Source organism: Aquimarina megaterium XH134 (assembly GCF_000520975.1).
GTDB classification, from domain to species: domain Bacteria; phylum Bacteroidota; class Bacteroidia; order Flavobacteriales; family Flavobacteriaceae; genus Aquimarina; species Aquimarina megaterium.
The window spans coordinates 115455-135578 of sequence record NZ_JACB01000036.1 but is presented as its reverse complement, the minus strand read 5'-3'; the positions used below and the strand labels follow the sequence as shown (position 1 = coordinate 135578).

Below are 20124 nucleotides of genomic sequence, written 5' to 3'. Positions count from 1 at the left end.
AAATCTGAAGGTGTAATTCCTGTTCCTGCAGCAGCGATATCAATAGTTTGAGCGCCTACAACAGTTATCGAAGAAGTAGCGATGACCGTTATTACTGTCCCTGCTGCTTCTGTACCTGTATTTGCTGAAACTGAAAGATTTACCGTAGGGATAGATTCTGAATCATTATCTGTAATAACAATATCTTGCGTTGTAGTCCTTCCTAAGGTAATACCTGTAGATGGGTTGCTAATCGTTAATGTTGCTGTTTCTATGCCTTCTATAACAGTATCATCAACAATAGTAAAAATCACTGTACCCATGGTCATCCCATCAGGAATAGTAATCGTACTATTACTTAAGGTAAAATCTGAGGATGTAATTTCTGCTCCTGCGGCAGCAATATCAATAGTTTGATCGCCTACAACAGCTATCGAAGAAGTAGCTGTAACTGTTATTACTGTCCCTGCAGCTTCTGTACCTGTATTTGCTGAAACAGAAAGATTTACCGTAGGAATAGGTGCCGTATCATTATCGGTAATAACAACATCTTGCGTTGTAGTTATTCCCAGGGTAATACCTGCAGATGGATTACTAATCGCTAATGTTGCCGTTTCTGTGACTTCTACAACAGTATCATCAACAATAGTAAAAGTCACTGTACCTGTTGTCATCCCATCAGGAATAGTAATCGTACTATTACTTAAGGTAAAATCTGAAGGTGTAATTCCTACTCCTGCGGCATCAATATCAATAGTTTGATCACCTACAACAGTTATCGAAGAAGTAGCGATGACCGTTATTACTGTCCCTGCAGCTTCTGTACCTGTATTTGCTGAAACTGAAAGATTTACTGTAGGGATAGATTCTGAATCATTATCTGTAATAACAATATCTTGCGTTGTAGTCCTTCCTAAGGTAATACCTGTAGATGGGTTGCTAATCGTTAATGTTGCTGTTTCTATGCCTTCTATAACAGTATCATCAACAATAGTAAAAATCACTGTACCCATGGTCATCCCATCAGGAATAGTAATCGTACTATTACTTAAGGTAAAATCTGAGGATGTAATTTCTGCTCCTGCGGCAGCAATATCAATAGTTTGATCGCCTACAACAGCTATCGAAGAAGTAGCTGTAACTGTTATTACTGTCCCTGCAGCTTCTGTACCTGTATTTGCTGAAACAGAAAGATTTACCGTAGGAATAGGTGCCGTATCATTATCGGTAATAACAACATCTTGCGTTGTAGTTATTCCCAGGGTAATACCTGCAGATGGATTGCTAATCGCTAATGTTGCCGTTTCTGTGACTTCTACAGCAGTATCATCAACAATAGTAAAAGTCACTGTACCTGTGGTCATCCCATCAGGAATAGTAATCGTACTATTACTTAAGGTAAAATCTGAAGGTGTAATTCCTGTTCCTGCAGCAGCGATATCAATAGTTTGAGCGCCTACAACAGTTATCGAAGAAGTAGCGATGACCGTTATTACTGTCCCTGCAGCTTCTGTACCTGTATTTGCTGAAACTGAAAGATTTACTGTAGGGATAGATTCTGAATCATTATCTGTAATAACAATATCTTGCGTTGTAGTCCTTCCTAAGGTAATACCTGTAGATGGGTTGCTAATCGTTAATGTTGCTGTTTCTATGCCTTCTATAACAGTATCATCAACAATAGTAAAAATCACTGTACCCATGGTCATCCCATCAGGAATAGTAATCGTACTATTACTTAAGGTAAAATCTGAGGATGTAATTTCTGCTCCTGCGGCAGCAATATCAATAGTTTGATCGCCTACAACAGCTATCGAAGAAGTAGCTGTAACTGTTATTACTGTCCCTGCAGCTTCTGTACCTGTATTTGCTGAAACAGAAAGATTTACCGTAGGAATAGGTGCCGTATCATTATCGGTAATAACAACATCTTGCGTTGTAGTTATTCCCAGGGTAATACCTGCAGATGGATTGCTAATCGCTAATGTTGCCGTTTCTGTGACTTCTACAACAGTATCATCAACAATAGTAAAAGTCACTGTACCTGTGGTCATCCCATCAGGAATAGTAATCGTACTATTACTTAAGATAAAATCTGAAGGTGTAATCCCTGTTCCTGCGGCACCGATATCAATAGTTTGATCACCTACAACGGCTATCGAAGAAGTAGCGGTGACCGTTATTACTGTTCCTGCAGCTTCTGTACCTGTATTTGCTGAAACGGAAAGATTTACTGTAGGAGTAAGAGTAGGAGTTCTTACTTCAAAACTACATTGGGTTTCTTTTCCGCTATTATCAGTTACCGTTATAGTAACTGTTGTATCCGCCGTAAATGGGGTTCCCACAACAGGGTCTTGAGTAATCTCTAGATTGGTATCGCAATCATCAGTAGCATCAACATCACCCGTATAATCAGGTAACGGAGATCCCGAACTTAGTGTTTGATCACTTGGGCAAGTTGTAATCTGTGGTGCATTAATATCCGGAATGTCTTGACCAAAAATAACAAATATGGTTGGAGCTGGAGCATCTATATCAAAATTATTCATAATATTGTACTTACCTATAATGATATCATCGATCATGTCCCCATTTACATCTCCTGCATGACTTACTGAAATATTTCTTCCACTTCCGAGGTCTAACCTTATAGGTAACACTGAAACCGAAGGAGAAGTTAGTGTTATTGTAGACTCCCAATTGTTTTTTCCATAAAGTACATATGCCGAATTCCTAGGGTTTAAGATAAGATCATCTATCCCATCATTATTAAAATCTCCTGCGTATTCTGTATTTACACTTCTAACGCTACTATCAAAAGAAAACCCATCAGTTCCGTCAAGAGTACTAAGGTCAACTATTGGGGGTAGTGTTTCCCCTCCAAAAACCACAAATTCATTTCCAAATACTACATCTTGAAATCTGTCATCATTAATACTCCCTGCTTTTGCGACATGCGAAGACAAAGTTCCACCTGGATATTCTACTGTAAATCCATTGATTCCATCAATAGTTGTAACATCAAATATTGCAGGAAAAGGATCACTTCTTTTACTACCATAGATTACATAATTTCTATTTGCAATACCACCTACAGCAATATCATTAATACCATCTCCATTAACATCTCCAACCCCAGAAAGATCAATTCTTCCCCATGTTCCTCCAGAATCTCTAATAGTAAATCCATTACTCCCATCTAATTCATTTACTCTTATTGTAACAGGAAACCTAGATCTTCTTGCTCCATAGACAACAAAACTATTAGCAATCGGGAGAAAAGAAGAACCAGCAGAAATGATCGCAATATCATCTATATCATCGTCATTAACATCGCCAATATTATCAACAACAACCCCTGCATTTTCACTCCTTCCCACGCCTATGATTGTGAATCCATTAGATCCATCTAAAAAAGAAATATTAAACTCTCTAGAAAAACCATCTCTGCTTCCGAATATAACATGTGTATATCCTAGCTCAAAACCCAAAGTAGTATTCCTGTATGGATCACTCACCATTACATCATCAACTCCATCACCATTAATATCTCCCGCACTACTAACTGATGCCCCTGTGGTTGGATGACCTCCTGTAAACGGAGTATCATTTCGAATAATAAATCCATTAGAACCATCTAAAAGTGCTAAATCTATATTAGGAGGAAAGCCTCTATCTGTACCAAAAACAACATATGCAGAACCATCATCAATAATTCGTTCATTCCCATACGCACCAACAAATGGAACCACAATTCCTGTTGTACCTATTATAAAATCTTGTATCCCATCTCCATTAACATCTCCTGCAGTATCTACATCAAGTTTTTCTCCACCACCACTACGTCCCATTGCTTTTTCACCATAGAGCAATATGCCATTATCTCCATTGAGATGGCTTACAGGAAAAGAAGATGTATTACACTCTATGGTTGACGTTTCTGTTTTTATTGTCACTCTAAAACTACAAGAATTGGTATTTCCTGATCTATCGGTTACAGAAACGGTAACATTTGTATCTGTATTTATAATAGTTCCCTGAGGTGGGGTTTGAGTAAAAACAAGATCTCGTTCATATGTGCAATTATCTCTTGTATCTCCGAGAAAAGAAACATAATTAGGTAAAACAGAATTCGCATACAATTCTTGATTAGATGGACAATTAATTGTTGGTAACTCTGCATCAACAAGATCAAAAGTTTCTCCATAGAAAACATAAGCTCTACCACTATTTGTTCCAAAACTGGAACTCTTTATTGCTCCAATTACAAAATCGGGAGTCATATCACCATTAAAATCCTCTATCATACTAACCGAATGGCCAAAACGATATCTCCCAAATCTAGTATCTTCAAATACAGAATATCCTATGCTTCCTATAATATCAAAAGCTTCTATAGCATCAGAACCTGTAGTTGTTCCTCCAAATACTATAAAAGCTCCCCCTTGGGACCCCGCTCCTCCACTAGTGGCAGAAACAATGATATCTGAAACTCCATCATCATTAATATCTGATGCGCCATCTACTGAAAATCCAAGATTATCTCTGGGATCATCTCCTCTTAAGGTCAAACTATTAGTATTGTTTAAATCTGAAATTCTAAATAAAGAAGGAAAAGAACTACTACCATAAATAACATAAGCTTCTCCAATATCTGTTGCATCACCTACATCTTTTCTAGGGTCACCTATTATGAAATCGTCTGGTCCATTATTTTCGTTAAAATCTCCTGCCGGCCCTACAGAAAAACCTAAAGCCCCTCCTGTTCCTTCTCCAACAATAGAAAAACCATCAGCAGTACTTAAGCTCTCCAGATCAATCACTGCTGGAAAATTATTTAACTCTTCTCTTCCATAAATTACGCAAACTCGACCAACATCATTACCTCCTATTTCGTAATTTGGAAACCCCATAATAATATCATCGAATGTATCATTATTGATATCTCCAACATTACTTACGCTAGCTTGTAACCCTGCTTCAGCTTGTAAAAAACCATTTATCACAAAACCAGTATCTCCATCAAGTGAAGATACATTCATATCGGATATAGAAGAATCTCCAAAAATCACATAGGTTCTACCATTATTTCTAAACCCTGGAGTGTCATACCCAGGAGAGCTTACAATTATATCTGACACCCCATCATCATTAAGATCTCCTGCATAACTTACAGAGTATCCAAAATTTGTCCCCATACTTTCTTCAATAATAACACCATCAGTAGGATCAATACCAGAGACAGTGTATAAAGCAGAAAAACCAATACCTTCATCTTTACCAAAAAGTACTATTACTTTTCCCCCACCAACTGAAGAACTAGGAACACCAACTATAATATCATCAAAAGTATCCCCATTAAAATCTCCTGCTGCACTCACGGAAAAACCTAACCGATTATCTATATCTATTCCTTCTATAACAAAACCATTATTCCCGTCTAACATAGAAATATCAAATGGTGTTGAAGACACTCCAGAACCACCAAAAATAACATAAGCATTACCTTTTTGAGTACCAGAACCATCATAAGGTGCTCCTATAATAATATCAGATACTCCGTCTCCATTAATATCTCCTGCATCTTTGACAGAATTTCCAAAAAAACTCTGTGAGTCTATTCCTTCTGTAAAAAAACCATTAGTACCATCTAAAATAGATATTGGTACTTCTGGACATCCTTGGCTATAGGACATAAAGGCATTTCCCAATATCATTAAACACAAGGTAAACACCTTTATACTAAACTCTAATTTTCTTGTAAACTGAATCCTACTATTTCTCATTTTTGAAAAAAATTGTTTACCACAAAACTATATTTCTCCTTAGTTTTAAAACCCACCATAAAAAGGGTTTTACCACATACAAATACCCCCCTGTTTTCAGGGTAATTATTTTCACCAGAAAAGGTGTGTTTCTCAGCAATTGTATCACTCATCTTTGTACTGTGATTTTTGGTCTTCAAAACATGTATCAAAAAAACAGATATAAGAAGTCATATATAAAATCACAAAAAAATAAATACTAACCCTTTAAAACTAAAAATTATGACTTGGGGAATCACATTAATTCTATTAAGTATTATAGCAGTACCATCACTATTGTTATCTAAAAAACCAAACGCAAAAGAACTTTTAGAAAAAATCGAACCGTATCAAGGTTGGATCGGACTTGTATTTTGTTTCTGGGGAGTATGGGGAATCATTTCTTCAATCCTTGGTATAGGCTGGCTTGCATCATTCCCAGTTCGATGGGTAACTTTTTTGGCAGGAAATATTGTTTCGGCAGTACTAGGATTCATGTTAGGTTTTGGTATGATTAATAAACTTGTACTATCTAAAAATGAAGCGGCCAAAGAGAAAGCCAATCAACTAAGAGCAAAATTAGCACCAAAACAAGGCAAGCTAGGAATCCTTGGTTTAATTGTAGGTGCTGCTATGATCGTATTATCATTTTTGCCTTACTAATATTAACACCTCTATAAAACTTGTTTTTATAGTACTTACAACAGTAACAACTGCCATTTAGCAGAAAAAATCCGAAACATCATGATCATATTTGGAACAGGTTCTTCAACTATTCATCCCAAAAAATTAGAAGGAGGAAGTTGCCCATATTGTAATACAGAAAACAATATGTGGATACAAGGATATAGAAAATATTTTCATGTGTTTTGGATACCGTTCTTTCCTATCGGAAAAAAAGTATACTCGGTTTGCGGTCATTGTAAAGGAGCTTTTGAAGAAAGAGAATTTCAGAATCAGCAATTGACACAGAGTTTTAACGATTTTAAAAACAATCACATAAAAACTCCATGGTATCACTTTACAGGACTTACAATTCTGGTTATGCTTATTGCATTACTTACTGTACTGCCATATTTGACAAAATAAAAACCACGTAGAATCATATAATTTTTTAAAATGAAAAAACTCGTTTTTATAGTACTCCTCCTAACGGTTACATCGGTTATTTCGCAAGAAAATAATACAACCTTAACTATTGTAGGAGAGGCGAAAAAGCAAATAGAAATCGATAGCTATTCCCTAACAATTTCATTAAGACAAATTGTTGCAAACGGAAATCTAAATTTTGAGCTCGCAAGTTTGTCTCAAATTACTCAAAACTATAAAGACAAGCTCAAAACCATAGGAGTTGACTTTAGTAAGTTTCAAAAGAATGTTCTCCTTCAGTTGTATACATCTTATTCTGAAGCACATGATGTTTCATATTATAATTATGCAACAACTTCTGAAGAAGAGATGATCAAAATCATCAAACAGAAGATGAATGGCTTAACAATCGTACAGGTTGAAGCAGTCGCCAAAGAAAAAAACAATACAGAATGGTCTGCTTTAACACTTGCCGCTATTGAAGATGCAAAAGTGAAAGCAAAAAAAACTGCCGATCACCTCAACAAAAAATTGGGACGTATTGTAAAAGTCGAAAATTCTGATTCGAGAACACAATACATAAATATGTATAAACCAGAAGAAATTCAAAAACATCTTGTAACTGTAACTTTTACACTAGAATAATAAAAGTGTATATCAATAAATTAATTAACACATAAAATCAAAAAAATGAAATCAAAAATTTTAATCTTAGTTGTTATTCTTGCTTTTGGAAGCAATCTAAATGTCCAAGCTCAAAAATTAAAAAAGTTTGGTAGTTCTATCGAAAAAAAGATAGGTCCCAAAACCATAAAAGTGCCTTATACAGATGTTGTGTCTTATATGGGGTATGCTTCACCTGGTAATGAAGATGAAGTAAAAGACGGTAAGAAATTCTATTACATTTATGTATGGATTCCTGCTGTTGCTCCAGAAATCGGAGTAAGAATGATGTCTCCTGTAGGGAAAACCAAAATCAAAAAAGCAACAAAATCTGCAGCATACACAGAAAACGCAAAATCAACAGATTATTTTGATACCTATATTACCCTAGAACGTTCTGATATAACCAGTAAAGATAATATTAGTGAAGGTGCTGTAAAAAGTGCTAACTGGGTTACTCTAGATCGTAATGATGATAGCAGTGAAATGCCTAAGCAGCCAAGTGGAAGTGGTTATAACTCTCTATTAAGATATAAAAGTGAAGCAAGTGATCCTCTTAAAGCACTAACTGTTGGATTGTATCGTATCGGTTTTACGACATACAAAACTGGTGAAGTAAAAGGTACTTTCCTGGCAGAGGTAGCCGCTCCTATCAAATTACCAGGAGTAGTAATGGCTAAAACTATCGAAGACTTAAAAAAAGGGCTATAAAACATAAATTGGAATAGTAGCACCTACGGTTATTCCTATGTTTTTTCCTCCAAAAAATATGGGAATAACCTCTTTTCTAAATGTCTTCTCTCTAAACCACCATTTTTAAGATGCAAGAAAACGATAAACAAAATTCTAAAGAAGAAGAAAAAAATCTTCTTGATGATATCCTGGCAAATGCACTTTCTTCTACAAAAAAATATGAAGAAACAAATGCCGGCCTCGAAACCAAGCGATGTAAAAGCTGTGGCGCAGCTAGACCCGAAGACACAGATCTTAAATACTGTGATTTCTGTGGAGACCAATTCTATTAAAAAATAATAATCCTTTAAAAGTATGTCATTTAATGAAACACAAAATAGATGGGATGGATTCCTTAAGAAAATCGAAGATCGATTCGAGGAGATATTAGAAAAAACAGAAGCTGCATTACCTCTATTATTTAAAGCAACTGATTTTGAAACTACTACATTTCATAATGCCTGGCAAGGAATTTATTCTCAAGCTAATGAACTTATCTGGAAAATTGATAGCACATGGGAAGATAAAGTCGAAGAAACCTTTGAAGATGCAGGAGCAGAATTTGGTTCCAAAAAATTTATACGAGAAAGAGATAAAGGGTACCTAACCAAATTTAAACTCGAACAAAAACTAAAATCATACGAAGTGAAAATTTTTGCAGATGCTGCAAAAAAATTATTACAAGAAGTAAAAGACACTTTGTCCAAAGATTTTTGTTGTACCCAATGTCAAGCTAAACTACCGGTAAAAGATAATTTTTTCAGATCCTATTACAGTACTTGCGAATATTGCCAAACAGTAAATACATTCGAACCAGGAACTAAAGCCAGAAATATCGAGCATTTCGCTATCCATGCTCTTGGAGAAGAAGCTGCATTACAGCACTATCTGCAATATGAAGAACTTAAGTTTCAAAATTACATACAAGATTCTGAAACATATACCAAAGAGGAATTAACACCTCTATATCAAAAATATGTAGAAACCTACTTAAAGAAGAGAATCGAAATTATACCCGATTATAAAGACCGGTATGAAAAAGATCTTAAGGCTAAAACTGCATTCTTAACTAACTATTAGTAATCCTAAAAGAAAAAAATATGTCAAATTCATTTAGAAGTCAACTTCGTTCGGTAATCGAATGGCAAAACCCAAAACCCGAAACTCTTTTTGAAAAATGGACAGAAAACGGGGACGAGATTAAAAATGCTTCAAAATTGATCGTAGGGCCCGGACAAGGATGTCTTTTTGTATACGAGGGCAAAGTAGAAGGCGTTTTTGAAGAAGAAGGGCTTTACGATCTTAAAACAGGGAATATTCCTTTTTGGACGACCATTAAGAATATCATGTATACCTTTGAGTCTGCTCATAAAGTAGGTATTTTCTTCTATAGAAAAGCAGAAATGCAAAATATACGTTGGGGAACCCCCTCTCCTATCACCTATAAAGACCCTGTTTATAATTTTCCTGTTGGATTAGGTGCATTTGGTAATTTTTCTTTCAAAATCACTAAACCAGTTGATTTTTTTACCAATGTTATTGCGGGTGACGACTACTATCCCGTAAAAGCGATACAAAAAGTTATTCTATCCAGAATTACCCAACCTATCAGTGATTTCCTTGCTAACGCTTCATTTAGTTATGTAGAAATTGATAAACACCGTAATGAGATTGCAGCATTCTCTCAGAGTTCGAGTGCACAAATCTTTGATGAGTTAGGTTTTGAACTTCTTGATTTTAGGATAGAAGGAACCAGTTTTGATGAAGAAACCAAAGCAAGAATTGGTCGAATCGCGGATATGAGTGTCGAAGCACAGGCAATGAAAGAACTTGGAGTAAGCTACCAGGATTACCAACAACTCGAGGCCTTAAAAAATATGGCAAAAAATGAAGGCGGTGGTAATATCGGTATGCAAATGGGGGCTGGTCTGGGAATGGGTCAAATGCTGGGAAATATGATGAATAATCAGGGACAGCAGTCTACACCTCAACAAAATACTCCTCCCCAACCTCAATCACAACCTCAAAACGATGATCCGGTACAGAAATTAGAAAAACTAAAGAAAATGTTTGATGCTGGCTTAATCGACGAACAGGAATACAAACAAAAGAAACAGGAAATATTATCTCAATTCTAAAAATAAAAATCAATCTTTAAAATTATACCGTATGAGTACAGTTAATGAATTATATCAAGACGTTTCAGGAAAACAAAAAGACGAATACAGAGACTACCTAGCGATTCTTGATCGCATGGATTGGCACAGCTATGACTACACGACATGGCCATGTGCAGATCTTTCTTTTCAGGATCTTGAAGAAGGTGACGATTATGATGTGTGGCCATTTAAACCTAACTTAAATGAACCACATTGGGTAGATCTAAATAACCAATTTAAATCTGGTATCAGAAGATATGGATATGTAAATAAACTCGAAATGCCAGAGCAGGTTCGTGAACTTTCTCACGAGGATGCTACCGATATCCTTAATGATATTAAAAACCTAAAAGATAGTAACCTTTCAGAATTTAATGATCAGATTCATGAATATGGATTCTCTGATGAAAATCATTTTTTATGGGGGATAGCTTTACTAAACTCTGCTGAAGAAAAAGCATACGACGATGCCGATAATTTTCTAAAAGAGCAAAAAGCTAAACTAGATGCCCAGATGGATGCCCATATAGAAGCAGCAGAAGCTGGTGGATTATTAGATCCTATAAATGGAATTGATATGGAAACCTGGGCGGCTGCTAATGCAAAAATAGCCGGAGGCATGGATCTAGAAGAAGTACTTAAAGTTGTAGGAACAGAAAAACCAATCTGGGATGAAGTATCTGCAGAATGGACAGCAAGAATGTCTCAGGACACAACTTTTGCAATTTCTAAGGTATATGGTGATGCTTTTATGAATTCGAACATTGGCAAATTTGCCAATGCAGAAAGCAATCAAGAATCTGAAGCTGGCTCTTCTGCAGGTAAAAATGATATCTATGAAGATTTCGAGCTTTATGTTAAAGTTATGTGTCATCAAAATATGGGAGCGGCTCAAGGAAAAGATGCTGCTTCAATCTTACAAGAATACGGACTTACAGTTACCGACTGGAGTTCTGTAGGTATGCATTGGACTCCAAAAATGGCTACAGATACTCGTATGGCATTAAAAATGGGAGAATTAATGGAAAAATATAATGCAGAATTTGCTTCGGCAAAGGCAGGAGACGACATCGATTTTTAAATCCAATAACATTTTATGTATAGATGGCCTGGGATTCATCTGCAACCCAATTACACTACATTGCAAATTTGGTGAAATCAGGTCATCTTGTTTAAAAAAATAAAAAAAGAATCATGGAAAATAACATCAAACAATTCGGAATACATATTAAAAGTAAAGATAGATATCTATCATTTGCAACCATTAACAATACCAGTTTTCCAGAGTTTAGACATCTTAACAAGGTTCCGTCGGTACTAAGAGAAAATGATCAAATAGAGATTATTGTATATCTTCAAAATTTTGAAAGTGGATCTCTTGTGGCTCAAGCTAGAAAACTAGCATTAGGAGGGTTTAATGAAGATATAAATTTTGGCATAGAGCCTTTAGAAAAAGAAAATATGTATAAACTGACTACCGATTCAACAATACCTGATGGTAGTTTCTTGTTTATTTCGACAGGGTGGAATGAAATCTTAGCCGTTTTCCTTGGAGACAGTGAAAAAGAAGCCATCACTTTCTTTTCTGACACTACCCTAAGACCTGCATATGCTGCTGTTCCTGATCTAGAAGATACGATTAAAGCTTTTCCTAATTCTCAGGAATTAATAGATTTATTACCAAAATGGAAAGAAATTAAACAATTAGAACGGCAGGAATTAGAATATAAATATGTTGAAGAAGCGTGGCAAAAATATCAGGAAACTGAAAAAATTTCACTAAAAATAAGATATCTTAAAGATATGCAAATGGCACTTAACGGTTTTCTTGCTAATCATCCCGAAAGTAATAAATCTGAAGAATGCAGAGAAAGACAAATCGAAATTGACACCAAACTTCCTGAATTTGAAAAAATGATGTAATATCACGATAATTTATAAAAGATAGTTTAAAAAAATATAACCTCAAAACCTATACCTCTCATCTTTATACTGTGAGTTTTAGGCTTCAAAACAGGGATTAAAAAAATAAGTATTCACACCTTAAAACTAAAAACTATGGCTGGAGGAATCACATTGATTTTATTAAGCATTATAGTAATAGCGCCATCATTATTGCTATCAAAAACACCAAAGGCAAAAGAATTTTTAGAAAAAATCGAACCGTTGCCAAGCTTGATCCGACTTATAATCGGAATCATATTCTGTTTCTGGGGTGTATGGGGAGTCATTTCGGCAACTTTAAATCTAGAATGGATTACAACATTTCCTATCTGGTGGATCACTATATTAGTTGGGAATATTATGGAAGCCCTATTAGGTTTCATGTTGGTTTTCCGTTCAATTAATAAGTTTTTCTTATCCAAAAATAGAGCTACAAAGGAAAAAGCAAATCAATTAAGAGAAAAGTCAGCATCAAAACAAGGTAAGTTAGGAGTTTTAGGAATCATTATTGGTTGCTGGCAGATTGTGGCCTCTTTCTTATTCTTTATATAGTAAGAGTATAGAAATAATTGAATTCAGGTTTCTATATTTCTTCTGGTATTGCAAAAAAGTATGCTTGGTTTGTGGTTTTTGTAAAAGGGCCTTTTGAAAAAAGAGAATGAAAGGATTAACAATCATACGAATTGCAACAATAGACAAAGAAAAACAGATAGAAATAGAGAACAAGTAAACCCTCTTATAGAGCCAACAAAATCAAACTATCTTGTTAAAATTGAGAACAATTTTATACTTATCGATAGTAATATAATTAAATGTAAATAAGATATTTAATCCTAATAATAAATTCTCATATTTTGCAACTAGATTATAAATTATCACAACACTAATCTATAGAAAAAATGCTATGCAATTAAACATCACTACATCGATCCAAAAACAACTTAAAGAAATCATAGATCAGGCTATTGCATCAGGTAAAATTAATCCCGAAGAACTACGAATGATTATCATTTCGCCTACTACGAACTTTGATGTACTTAAAGTAACTTATAACAATGATTGGGATGAATATTATTATGGTACCGGATATAGTAGTGATGCTGCAGATATTGGTACAATTTCAATATCAGAATGGTTAGACATTGCAGATAAAGCTTTTGAGAAAAGAGAGAAATTAGACACTTCTTTTATTGATCAGGCAACTGAACAGGATAAAAAATATACAAAAATAAAGCCTGCGCTTACTTTTAATCATATATCTGACCAATTATATAAGAACTACTTAATATGTTTACGAGAAGAATTGATTTCTCAAATTGAAAATGCTATAAAAAAAGTAGCTACTTCTTATACCCAAAAAGATTTCAAACATGTTGTGGGTTTTGTGACACACAAACTCACTTTTAAACAGGACGGTAATGTAAGAATATTAGCTTTTAACCATCCAAATGGTTCTGGTCCTTTTTATAATGTGATGCTTACCTTGCCTCAATTAAAATTAACCTATCCCTACTTAAAGTTTTATAACACTGGTTTTTATTTGTTTTATCCAGAAAGTAATATCTATGAAGGGCCTGAAGAAGAAAGTAATATATACACCTATGATATCAAAAACATCGAGTATAGCTTTATACAATCTAAAGAAAGAGAAAAAGCTACCTTTAGATTAACCGATGAATTCGAAGATTGGAAACTAGATGGGGGCCATATCGAAGAAGAAGAAGGTGATTTATCAGAAGAAGCTTTTTTTAATGCCTTTGATGAATTCATGGCACAGTTTCCGGATAAAATAATAGATCCTTCGCAAGTTCCCGATCCTATCAATAACGAATCCAATTTTACGAAATGGTTAAATACTATACAGGAACATAACCTCGATATTTCATACAAAGCAGAAGAAAAACTTTATAATTATGGTGAAAAAGCTTTCAGAAAAACACTAGAACTTTTACCTGATACCAATAAAAACTATTCTAATCTGCAAAAATTCTTAACAGCCAGGTTATTTTCTGAAGGACGGTATGAAGAATCGACAGCAATCCTTAAATCTATAAAACAATTATCAGATCATTATAAAGTACATCTACTAGAGAACTTATATTTCCTTAATCGCAAAGAAGAATTTGATGAGTGTTATGATTCTATAGAAAATAAAAGAGCAAAAAAAGATGCATTATTGCCAAAATGGTTATTTGATATTCGATTATATCAAGACCAGAAAGATGAGCTTAATAGATTGAAAGATGAGCTCATTTCTTTTATGTCAGAAAACAAAGGGTATTCTTCGGCAAACAGAGCAGCGATAGCATTAACCCGTTTATATACAATTCTTGAAGAAAAAGAAAGTGCATTATATTGTTTTCAGAATATTTCCTTTTCTAGTGATACCCATAATACACTATTCAAAAAAGAGTTTACAGATTCTCCATATATGCTTCAAGCGTATGATAATTACTTAGCAAAAAAGAAAGAAAAAGAATATTTTAAATCCAAAGTAAAAGTCTCTTCTCTTGTTATCCCAGAAAAAGATAAACAAGCAATACAAAAAGTACCTTATGAAGATTGTTATTACCTAACTCATAAAATTGAAGATGTTAATCTAAATTGGGCTGTACCTATTAGCAAAAATCAATTCATCGCAGTAAATGGTGATAAAGAACTTTTTACAGCAGAAATTACAGATACTCATGTGTTAGTAAAACATAGTATCATCGAGTTAGATAAGAAAAAAAGATACCACTATTCTTACCATAATGAAGTAGTATATATATCAGATCATGATAGAGGAATCGTAAGATATCAAATCCAGGGAAATTCTATTATCCCAATAGAAGGTAGCATCAGAAATACTAAAAAAGTGCCAAAATATGGTAATCTCAATATTTCAGATGGTCATTTATATGTTTGTAATAATGAATACCTTGAAATCTTTGATCTTTCTAATCCCGATGCAGACCCAATTTCTTCAGATGTATTTATAGAAAGTGGGTATAGTCTTCATATTAACGATAACCTGCTAGTTGTGGGTGCTGGTGCTGGCTTAGTTCTACTACTAGATATCCAAGATAAAAGTAATCCCACATATTTATCCAGTATTATAGAAGATAAGACACCTGGTAATATGCACGTAGAGTTTTTTGAACATTATATGGTCTCCCGATCTGTAATAGATATAAGTAACCCTGCTGACCCGAAATTTGTTTGTTATAACTGGGATGACCTTGCTCCTATTTATTATTTTTCAGAAAAACCTAATATTCCCTTATGCAGTACTGGTAATGATTTTCTATTTACTACACTTCACAAACATGATGATGGTGAGATTACTCTGGTTAATTGGTTAGAAAGTCTAAACAAGGAAAATTCATATAACGAACGATTAACCTATAACATGGCAACAATGTATGATGAAGATATTGTTATAGGTTTTACTCAGTATGATATCTGTATTTTAGAAAAAGACAAAAACCTTACTCAAAAGAAACAGGAATTTGATGTTCAGGATATATTAGAAAATATGGCTATTGAGTGTTTCGAACATTTGATAGAACATCATCCCGATTTTAATATTGGAAAAGTAATTCTGGAACACAGGCCTGATTATGGAGCGATATCACTTTCTTTTCAGGAATGCTCAAGTCCTGCAATAGTATCTGGTTTTCATGAGGGATCTGAACTTCCTATGGTCTATTCAGAATTTAACATTTATCCATATTTCTCTGATACTTTGGATATTAATTTTGATCCTCAGATCATGAAAATAAATTATGATCTAAATCGTGTTATGGATAAAATTATCTCGAATGATAGCTTTAACACAATGACTTCAAAACACGTTTCGATACTTGTAAATAACGAATCCAGATATTTAGAATTCCCCGATCATAATTGGAATCCTTATCGCGAAATCAGTTCGTCACAAGATCCTAAGACTGTTAAAGATATTATACTTAGTAGTAATGATAACCTGATTAAACAATTAGAAAACAGAATGGTTAATGAAGAAAGTATTTTTGAAGAATTACTACAGCTAATCAATCCAAAAAAGCCAAAAGATAACGCTAAAAACCTTCTCGCTTCTTCAGATAACAACAAAATAACATCGACGTATATTCACGGACCAGTTTTTGAACCAAAACAAAAAGAAAATGATTCTTCGACTGCTATTCAAAGATTAAAAGCTCAGGCTCTTCAAATCATTACTTCTCATCCCGACAGAAAAATTGTTAAAAATATCATGTTGAATGGTGCAAAATACAGTATTCCAAAACCTGTATTAGAAAAAACACCAGATGTTCTGAATATAAAAGAAGGATACATATCAATCCTGGTGAATAACAGATATGGTCTATGGGAGGAGTTTTCTGAAGATCCCGAAATTAAAACATTCTTATTAGATATTTTTGATACACTAGATGATGAATCTCTAAGAGCAAGGCTGGCTTATCGCTATAAAATATATTCTCATAAATCTATCTACAATTATATCAAAAAATTGTTAACCGATACGTATGATATTCTTGATTATTATAACTATATCGGTGATAGCCATAGAAGTATAATAAACATCTCTAAACTCCCCTTAGCTTCAATAAGACCATTTGAAAAGGATTTATTAGAAATTTTTGAGCAATTTGAATCTGACACTGATATAAAACAAAATCATCGTATAAAAAATATGATTGTTCCCGTATGTGATATGCTTATTAAATTAGGGCACGAAAAATTTCCAGAGGAATTGATTTCTAGAGCAAATTCTGTTAAACAATATAATGAGAAATATGATGACGATCTTTTTGGAGATGATGACTATGAAAGCGAAGAAACATTCTTGTTACAGTTATATCGAAAACAACAGGTTAAACGCATACTACAAAGTTTTGAATCTGAAGAAGAAAAACCTATTTGGGATAATACCATAGAACCCGAGCCTTATAAAAAATCATGGTATGCGACTATAGATGTACTATTTGAACAGGGAGAGCACATTTATGGAAAGGATTTTAAGCATATGTTCATCCAAAAACTATCGAGAAACATCGCCAAAGATGAAAATTATGATCATGACAGGTTATTAGCTTTCAACTTCATTCATTACACCTACAAGCATATCCAGAAAAGACCAGAACTGGCAAGTATGGCCGAAATCATTGTCGAAGCTATCGCTGGTAACAAAGACAAATTCTCTGAAGAAATTGATTTATACAACATCAAAGAAAAAAGTAAGTTCGCACTGCTTCAGGCTGCCTGGAATGATTTAAAGAATAAAGACCTCGAATTGGCAGAGCAAAAAGGAGATGCAATTCTAAAAATAGATCCAGAATTTGGCCAGGTGTATTTCTTAAAAGCACGCCTACTTTGGTTAAAAGAGGGAATTCCTACATATCTCGAAAAACAAGAGGAGTATATCAAAAAAGCGTCTCATGATGCTGCAACACTCGCACGGTTATACAATCTTACAGGTTGTGCATTAGATGTTGAAAAACGCTATGAAGAAGCATTACCTTATTTTAAAAACGCTGCGCTAACCGCCACCAATGAACCTATGTACCTCGCCAATATTGCAGAGATATATTATAAACTTAAAAACCCAAAAGAAGCCTTAAACTATGTACAAAAAGCTAAACAAAATGGACATTCTTCAGAAATGTTGGATGAGATCTCTACCAATAAAGGAATAATCAATAATGTAGAAGATGAGTCTAACAACTAATTCATGATTTTGCGGTTTTCTTTATCTTTAAAAAACTATTTCCCTGAAAACAAGGTAGTATGCTTATAAATAATTATAAATCTTTCGTAAGAATTTTACAATATAAAAGTATTACAGATGAAAAATTTAAAATTTATTCTTATAGTTATCTATGTTATTATTGGGTGTTCTAGTGATGATGATCAAGTTCATATTACTGTAAAAAACTTTGAAGTCACAATAGAGGAAAACCCAATAGAAGGGCAAGAGTTAGGGGCTATTCATGCAAATGCAGGTAACGGTGGAACTCTAAGATATAATCTTAAAAATGAAAATCCTCAAGGTGCTTTTACTCTAGATGCAACTACAGGAAAACTTACGGTAAAAAATCCCCTGTTGTTTAATTATGAAGCCAGGGCAAAACTTACAGGCATAGTATCGGTAAATAATGTAGTAGAAGCGAGTATAACGATAACGTTAAAAAATATTGTAAAAGAAAATATTGTTTTTGAAGATCTTAATTTTAAAAATGCATTAGTAAAAAGCCCGTTTAGTATCGATAAAAATAAGGATGGAGAAATAAGTTATAAAGAAGCAGAATCATCAGAAACTTTAGTATTAAGAGGGTGTCAAATTTCTAATGTATCTGAGATTGAATATTTTACTGCATTAACTGATCTATCAATTTCTGGTAATCAACTTACCAATTTAGATCTAAGTAAAAACACCAAATTAGTATCTCTAGATTGTAACTACAATCAACTTACTAGTTTAGATCTAAGTAATAATACAGCTCTAACTTCCTTAGATTTTGGATTTAATCAAATTACGACTATAGACTTAAGTAAAAATACAGCTTTAACTAATATTAAATGTTCAGTTGGTCAACTTACCAGTTTAGATGTAAGTAAAAACACCAAATTAGTATCTCTAGATTGCAGCGATAATCAACTTACTAATCTAGATCTAAGTAATAATATAGCTCTAACTTTTTTATATTTCGGAATTAATCAAATTACGACTATTGATTTAAGTAAAAATACAACCTTAACTAAAATAGAATGTTCGGCTGGTCAACTTACCAGTTTAGATCTTAGAAATAATAAGGATTTAGCTTACCTCAACTGTGCAGCCAATCAATTGACAGATTTACATCTAAGTAATACTATAGCTTTAACCTACTTAAATTGTTCAAGAAATCAACTCACTACTATAGATATCGACAATAGTACAAATTTAGATGAACTTCGTTGTCAGGATAATCGACTTATCAATTTGGATTTAAGTACCAATACAGCTATAGAATGGCTTTATTGTTCTAACAATCGACTTACTAGTTTAATTCTGGGTAATAACTCGGTATTGAATATACTAAAGTGTGAAAATAATCAACTTACTAATTTAGATTTAAGCAGTACTTCTGCTCTAAAATGGTTAAGGTGTAATGATAACCAAATTACAGATCTTGACCTTAGCAATAATATTGCCTTGATTCAACTTTTTTGTAATAATAATCAGCTTACCAGTCTAAATGTGAATGATAGTATAGTTTTAGAATGGTTGATTTGTGACAACAATCAACTTACCAGTCTTGATCTAAGCAATAATCCTTATTTAACATGGATCGATTGTGCAAATAATCAGTTTAATAATCTGGATTTAAGTAAAGCTATTAACTTATATAAATTTAAATGTAGTAACAATTCATTCAACAGCTTAGCTTTAAGCAAAAACACTTATTTATACTGGTTAGATTGCTCCAATAATTCACTCACTAGTATAGATCTTAGCTCAAATACATCTTTAAACTGGTTACTCTGCTCAAATAATACATTAACTTCTCTAAATTTAAAAAATGGACGTAGTTCTTCTATAAGTAAAGTAGACAGCTCTAATAATCCTTCTCTTAATTGCGTGGATGTAGACGACCCTAATGCTGCAAATCTTACCAATTGGATAAAAGATCCTGCGACCACATTTTCTGATAATTGTTTATAATAAAAAATAATTCATCACAAAGTTCAGATTTGTCCCCATCCTTGTATAAAAAATTAACAAATAA

At 33.7% G+C, this 20124-nt stretch carries 13 protein-coding genes; 12 read left to right on the top strand and 1 reads right to left on the bottom strand.

Annotation, left to right across the window (positions count from 1 at the left end; translation table 11 throughout):
• Positions 1 to 5696: Calx-beta domain-containing protein (locus tag Z053_RS0119460; RefSeq protein ID WP_160170125.1), on the bottom strand; the 5696-nt coding region annotated here is incomplete at its 3' end.
• 330 nt (positions 5697 to 6026) lie between these two features.
• On the opposite strand from Z053_RS0119460, the gene Z053_RS0119450 reads away from it, so the two are divergent.
• From Z053_RS0119450 to Z053_RS28960, 12 genes are all read left to right on the top strand, one after another.
• Positions 6027 to 6446: a hypothetical protein gene (locus tag Z053_RS0119450; RefSeq protein WP_025666648.1), complete on the top strand. Its 420-nt coding sequence runs from the start codon at positions 6027 to 6029 to the stop codon at positions 6444 to 6446.
• An 81-nt stretch (positions 6447 to 6527) separates the two neighbouring features.
• Positions 6528 to 6872 carry a zinc-ribbon domain-containing protein gene (locus Z053_RS0119445; protein ID WP_025666647.1) on the top strand — a complete coding sequence of 115 codons (345 nt, stop codon included), beginning with the start codon at positions 6528 to 6530 and terminating at the stop codon, positions 6870 to 6872.
• A 30-nt stretch (positions 6873 to 6902) separates the two neighbouring features.
• Positions 6903 to 7517, top strand: a complete 615-nt coding sequence (locus Z053_RS0119440; RefSeq protein WP_025666646.1) for an SIMPL domain-containing protein — start codon at positions 6903 to 6905, stop codon at positions 7515 to 7517.
• A gap of 45 nt (positions 7518 to 7562) precedes the next feature.
• A complete protein-coding gene (locus tag Z053_RS0119435; RefSeq protein WP_025666645.1) occupies positions 7563 to 8246 on the top strand; it encodes a Lipl32 family lipoprotein in 684 nt (227 codons plus the stop codon).
• Between the two features lie 110 nt (positions 8247 to 8356).
• Positions 8357 to 8560, top strand: coding sequence for a hypothetical protein (locus Z053_RS0119430; RefSeq protein WP_025666644.1), 204 nt, complete (start codon positions 8357 to 8359; stop codon positions 8558 to 8560).
• A gap of 22 nt (positions 8561 to 8582) precedes the next feature.
• Positions 8583 to 9347, top strand: coding sequence for a hypothetical protein (locus tag Z053_RS0119425; RefSeq protein WP_025666643.1), 765 nt, complete (start codon positions 8583 to 8585; stop codon positions 9345 to 9347).
• 20 nt (positions 9348 to 9367) lie between these two features.
• Positions 9368 to 10405 (top strand): SPFH domain-containing protein, encoded by a 1038-nt coding sequence (locus tag Z053_RS0119420; RefSeq protein WP_025666642.1) that lies wholly within the window; start codon positions 9368 to 9370, stop codon positions 10403 to 10405.
• A gap of 31 nt (positions 10406 to 10436) precedes the next feature.
• A complete protein-coding gene (locus Z053_RS0119415) occupies positions 10437 to 11507 on the top strand; it encodes a DUF6620 family protein (RefSeq protein WP_025666641.1) in 1071 nt (356 codons plus the stop codon).
• A 113-nt stretch (positions 11508 to 11620) separates the two neighbouring features.
• A complete protein-coding gene (locus Z053_RS0119410) occupies positions 11621 to 12349 on the top strand; it encodes a hypothetical protein (RefSeq protein WP_025666640.1) in 729 nt (242 codons plus the stop codon).
• Positions 12350 to 12484: 135 nt separating this feature from the next.
• Positions 12485 to 12922: a hypothetical protein gene (locus Z053_RS0119405; protein ID WP_025666639.1), complete on the top strand. Its 438-nt coding sequence runs from the start codon at positions 12485 to 12487 to the stop codon at positions 12920 to 12922.
• 352 nt (positions 12923 to 13274) lie between these two features.
• Positions 13275 to 18083, top strand: a complete 4809-nt coding sequence (locus tag Z053_RS0119395; protein WP_025666638.1) for a tetratricopeptide repeat protein — start codon at positions 13275 to 13277, stop codon at positions 18081 to 18083.
• A gap of 117 nt (positions 18084 to 18200) precedes the next feature.
• On the top strand, positions 18201 to 20060 hold the full coding sequence (locus tag Z053_RS28960; protein ID WP_025666637.1) for a leucine-rich repeat domain-containing protein: 1860 nt from the start codon (positions 18201 to 18203) through the stop codon (positions 20058 to 20060).
• Positions 20061 to 20124 lie beyond the last annotated feature (64 nt).

Bases quoted from the DNA above. Each gene is read 5' to 3' on its own strand.
- Z053_RS0119415 (WP_025666641.1), top strand. From the start codon at position 10,437: ATGAGTACAGTTAATGAATTATATCAAGACGTTTCAGGAAAACAAAAA.
- Z053_RS0119405 (WP_025666639.1), top strand. From the start codon at position 12,485: ATGGCTGGAGGAATCACATTGATTTTATTAAGCATTATAGTAATAGCG.
- Z053_RS0119430 (WP_025666644.1), top strand. From the start codon at position 8,357: ATGCAAGAAAACGATAAACAAAATTCTAAAGAAGAAGAAAAAAATCTT.
- Z053_RS0119440 (WP_025666646.1), top strand. From the start codon at position 6,903: ATGAAAAAACTCGTTTTTATAGTACTCCTCCTAACGGTTACATCGGTT.
- Z053_RS0119425 (WP_025666643.1), top strand. From the start codon at position 8,583: ATGTCATTTAATGAAACACAAAATAGATGGGATGGATTCCTTAAGAAA.
- Z053_RS0119420 (WP_025666642.1), top strand. From the start codon at position 9,368: ATGTCAAATTCATTTAGAAGTCAACTTCGTTCGGTAATCGAATGGCAA.
- Z053_RS0119445 (WP_025666647.1), top strand. From the start codon at position 6,528: ATGATCATATTTGGAACAGGTTCTTCAACTATTCATCCCAAAAAATTA.
- Z053_RS0119395 (WP_025666638.1), top strand. From the start codon at position 13,275: ATGCAATTAAACATCACTACATCGATCCAAAAACAACTTAAAGAAATC.
- Z053_RS0119410 (WP_025666640.1), top strand. From the start codon at position 11,621: ATGGAAAATAACATCAAACAATTCGGAATACATATTAAAAGTAAAGAT.
- Z053_RS28960 (WP_025666637.1), top strand. From the start codon at position 18,201: ATGAAAAATTTAAAATTTATTCTTATAGTTATCTATGTTATTATTGGG.
- Z053_RS0119435 (WP_025666645.1), top strand. From the start codon at position 7,563: ATGAAATCAAAAATTTTAATCTTAGTTGTTATTCTTGCTTTTGGAAGC.
- Z053_RS0119450 (WP_025666648.1), top strand. From the start codon at position 6,027: ATGACTTGGGGAATCACATTAATTCTATTAAGTATTATAGCAGTACCA.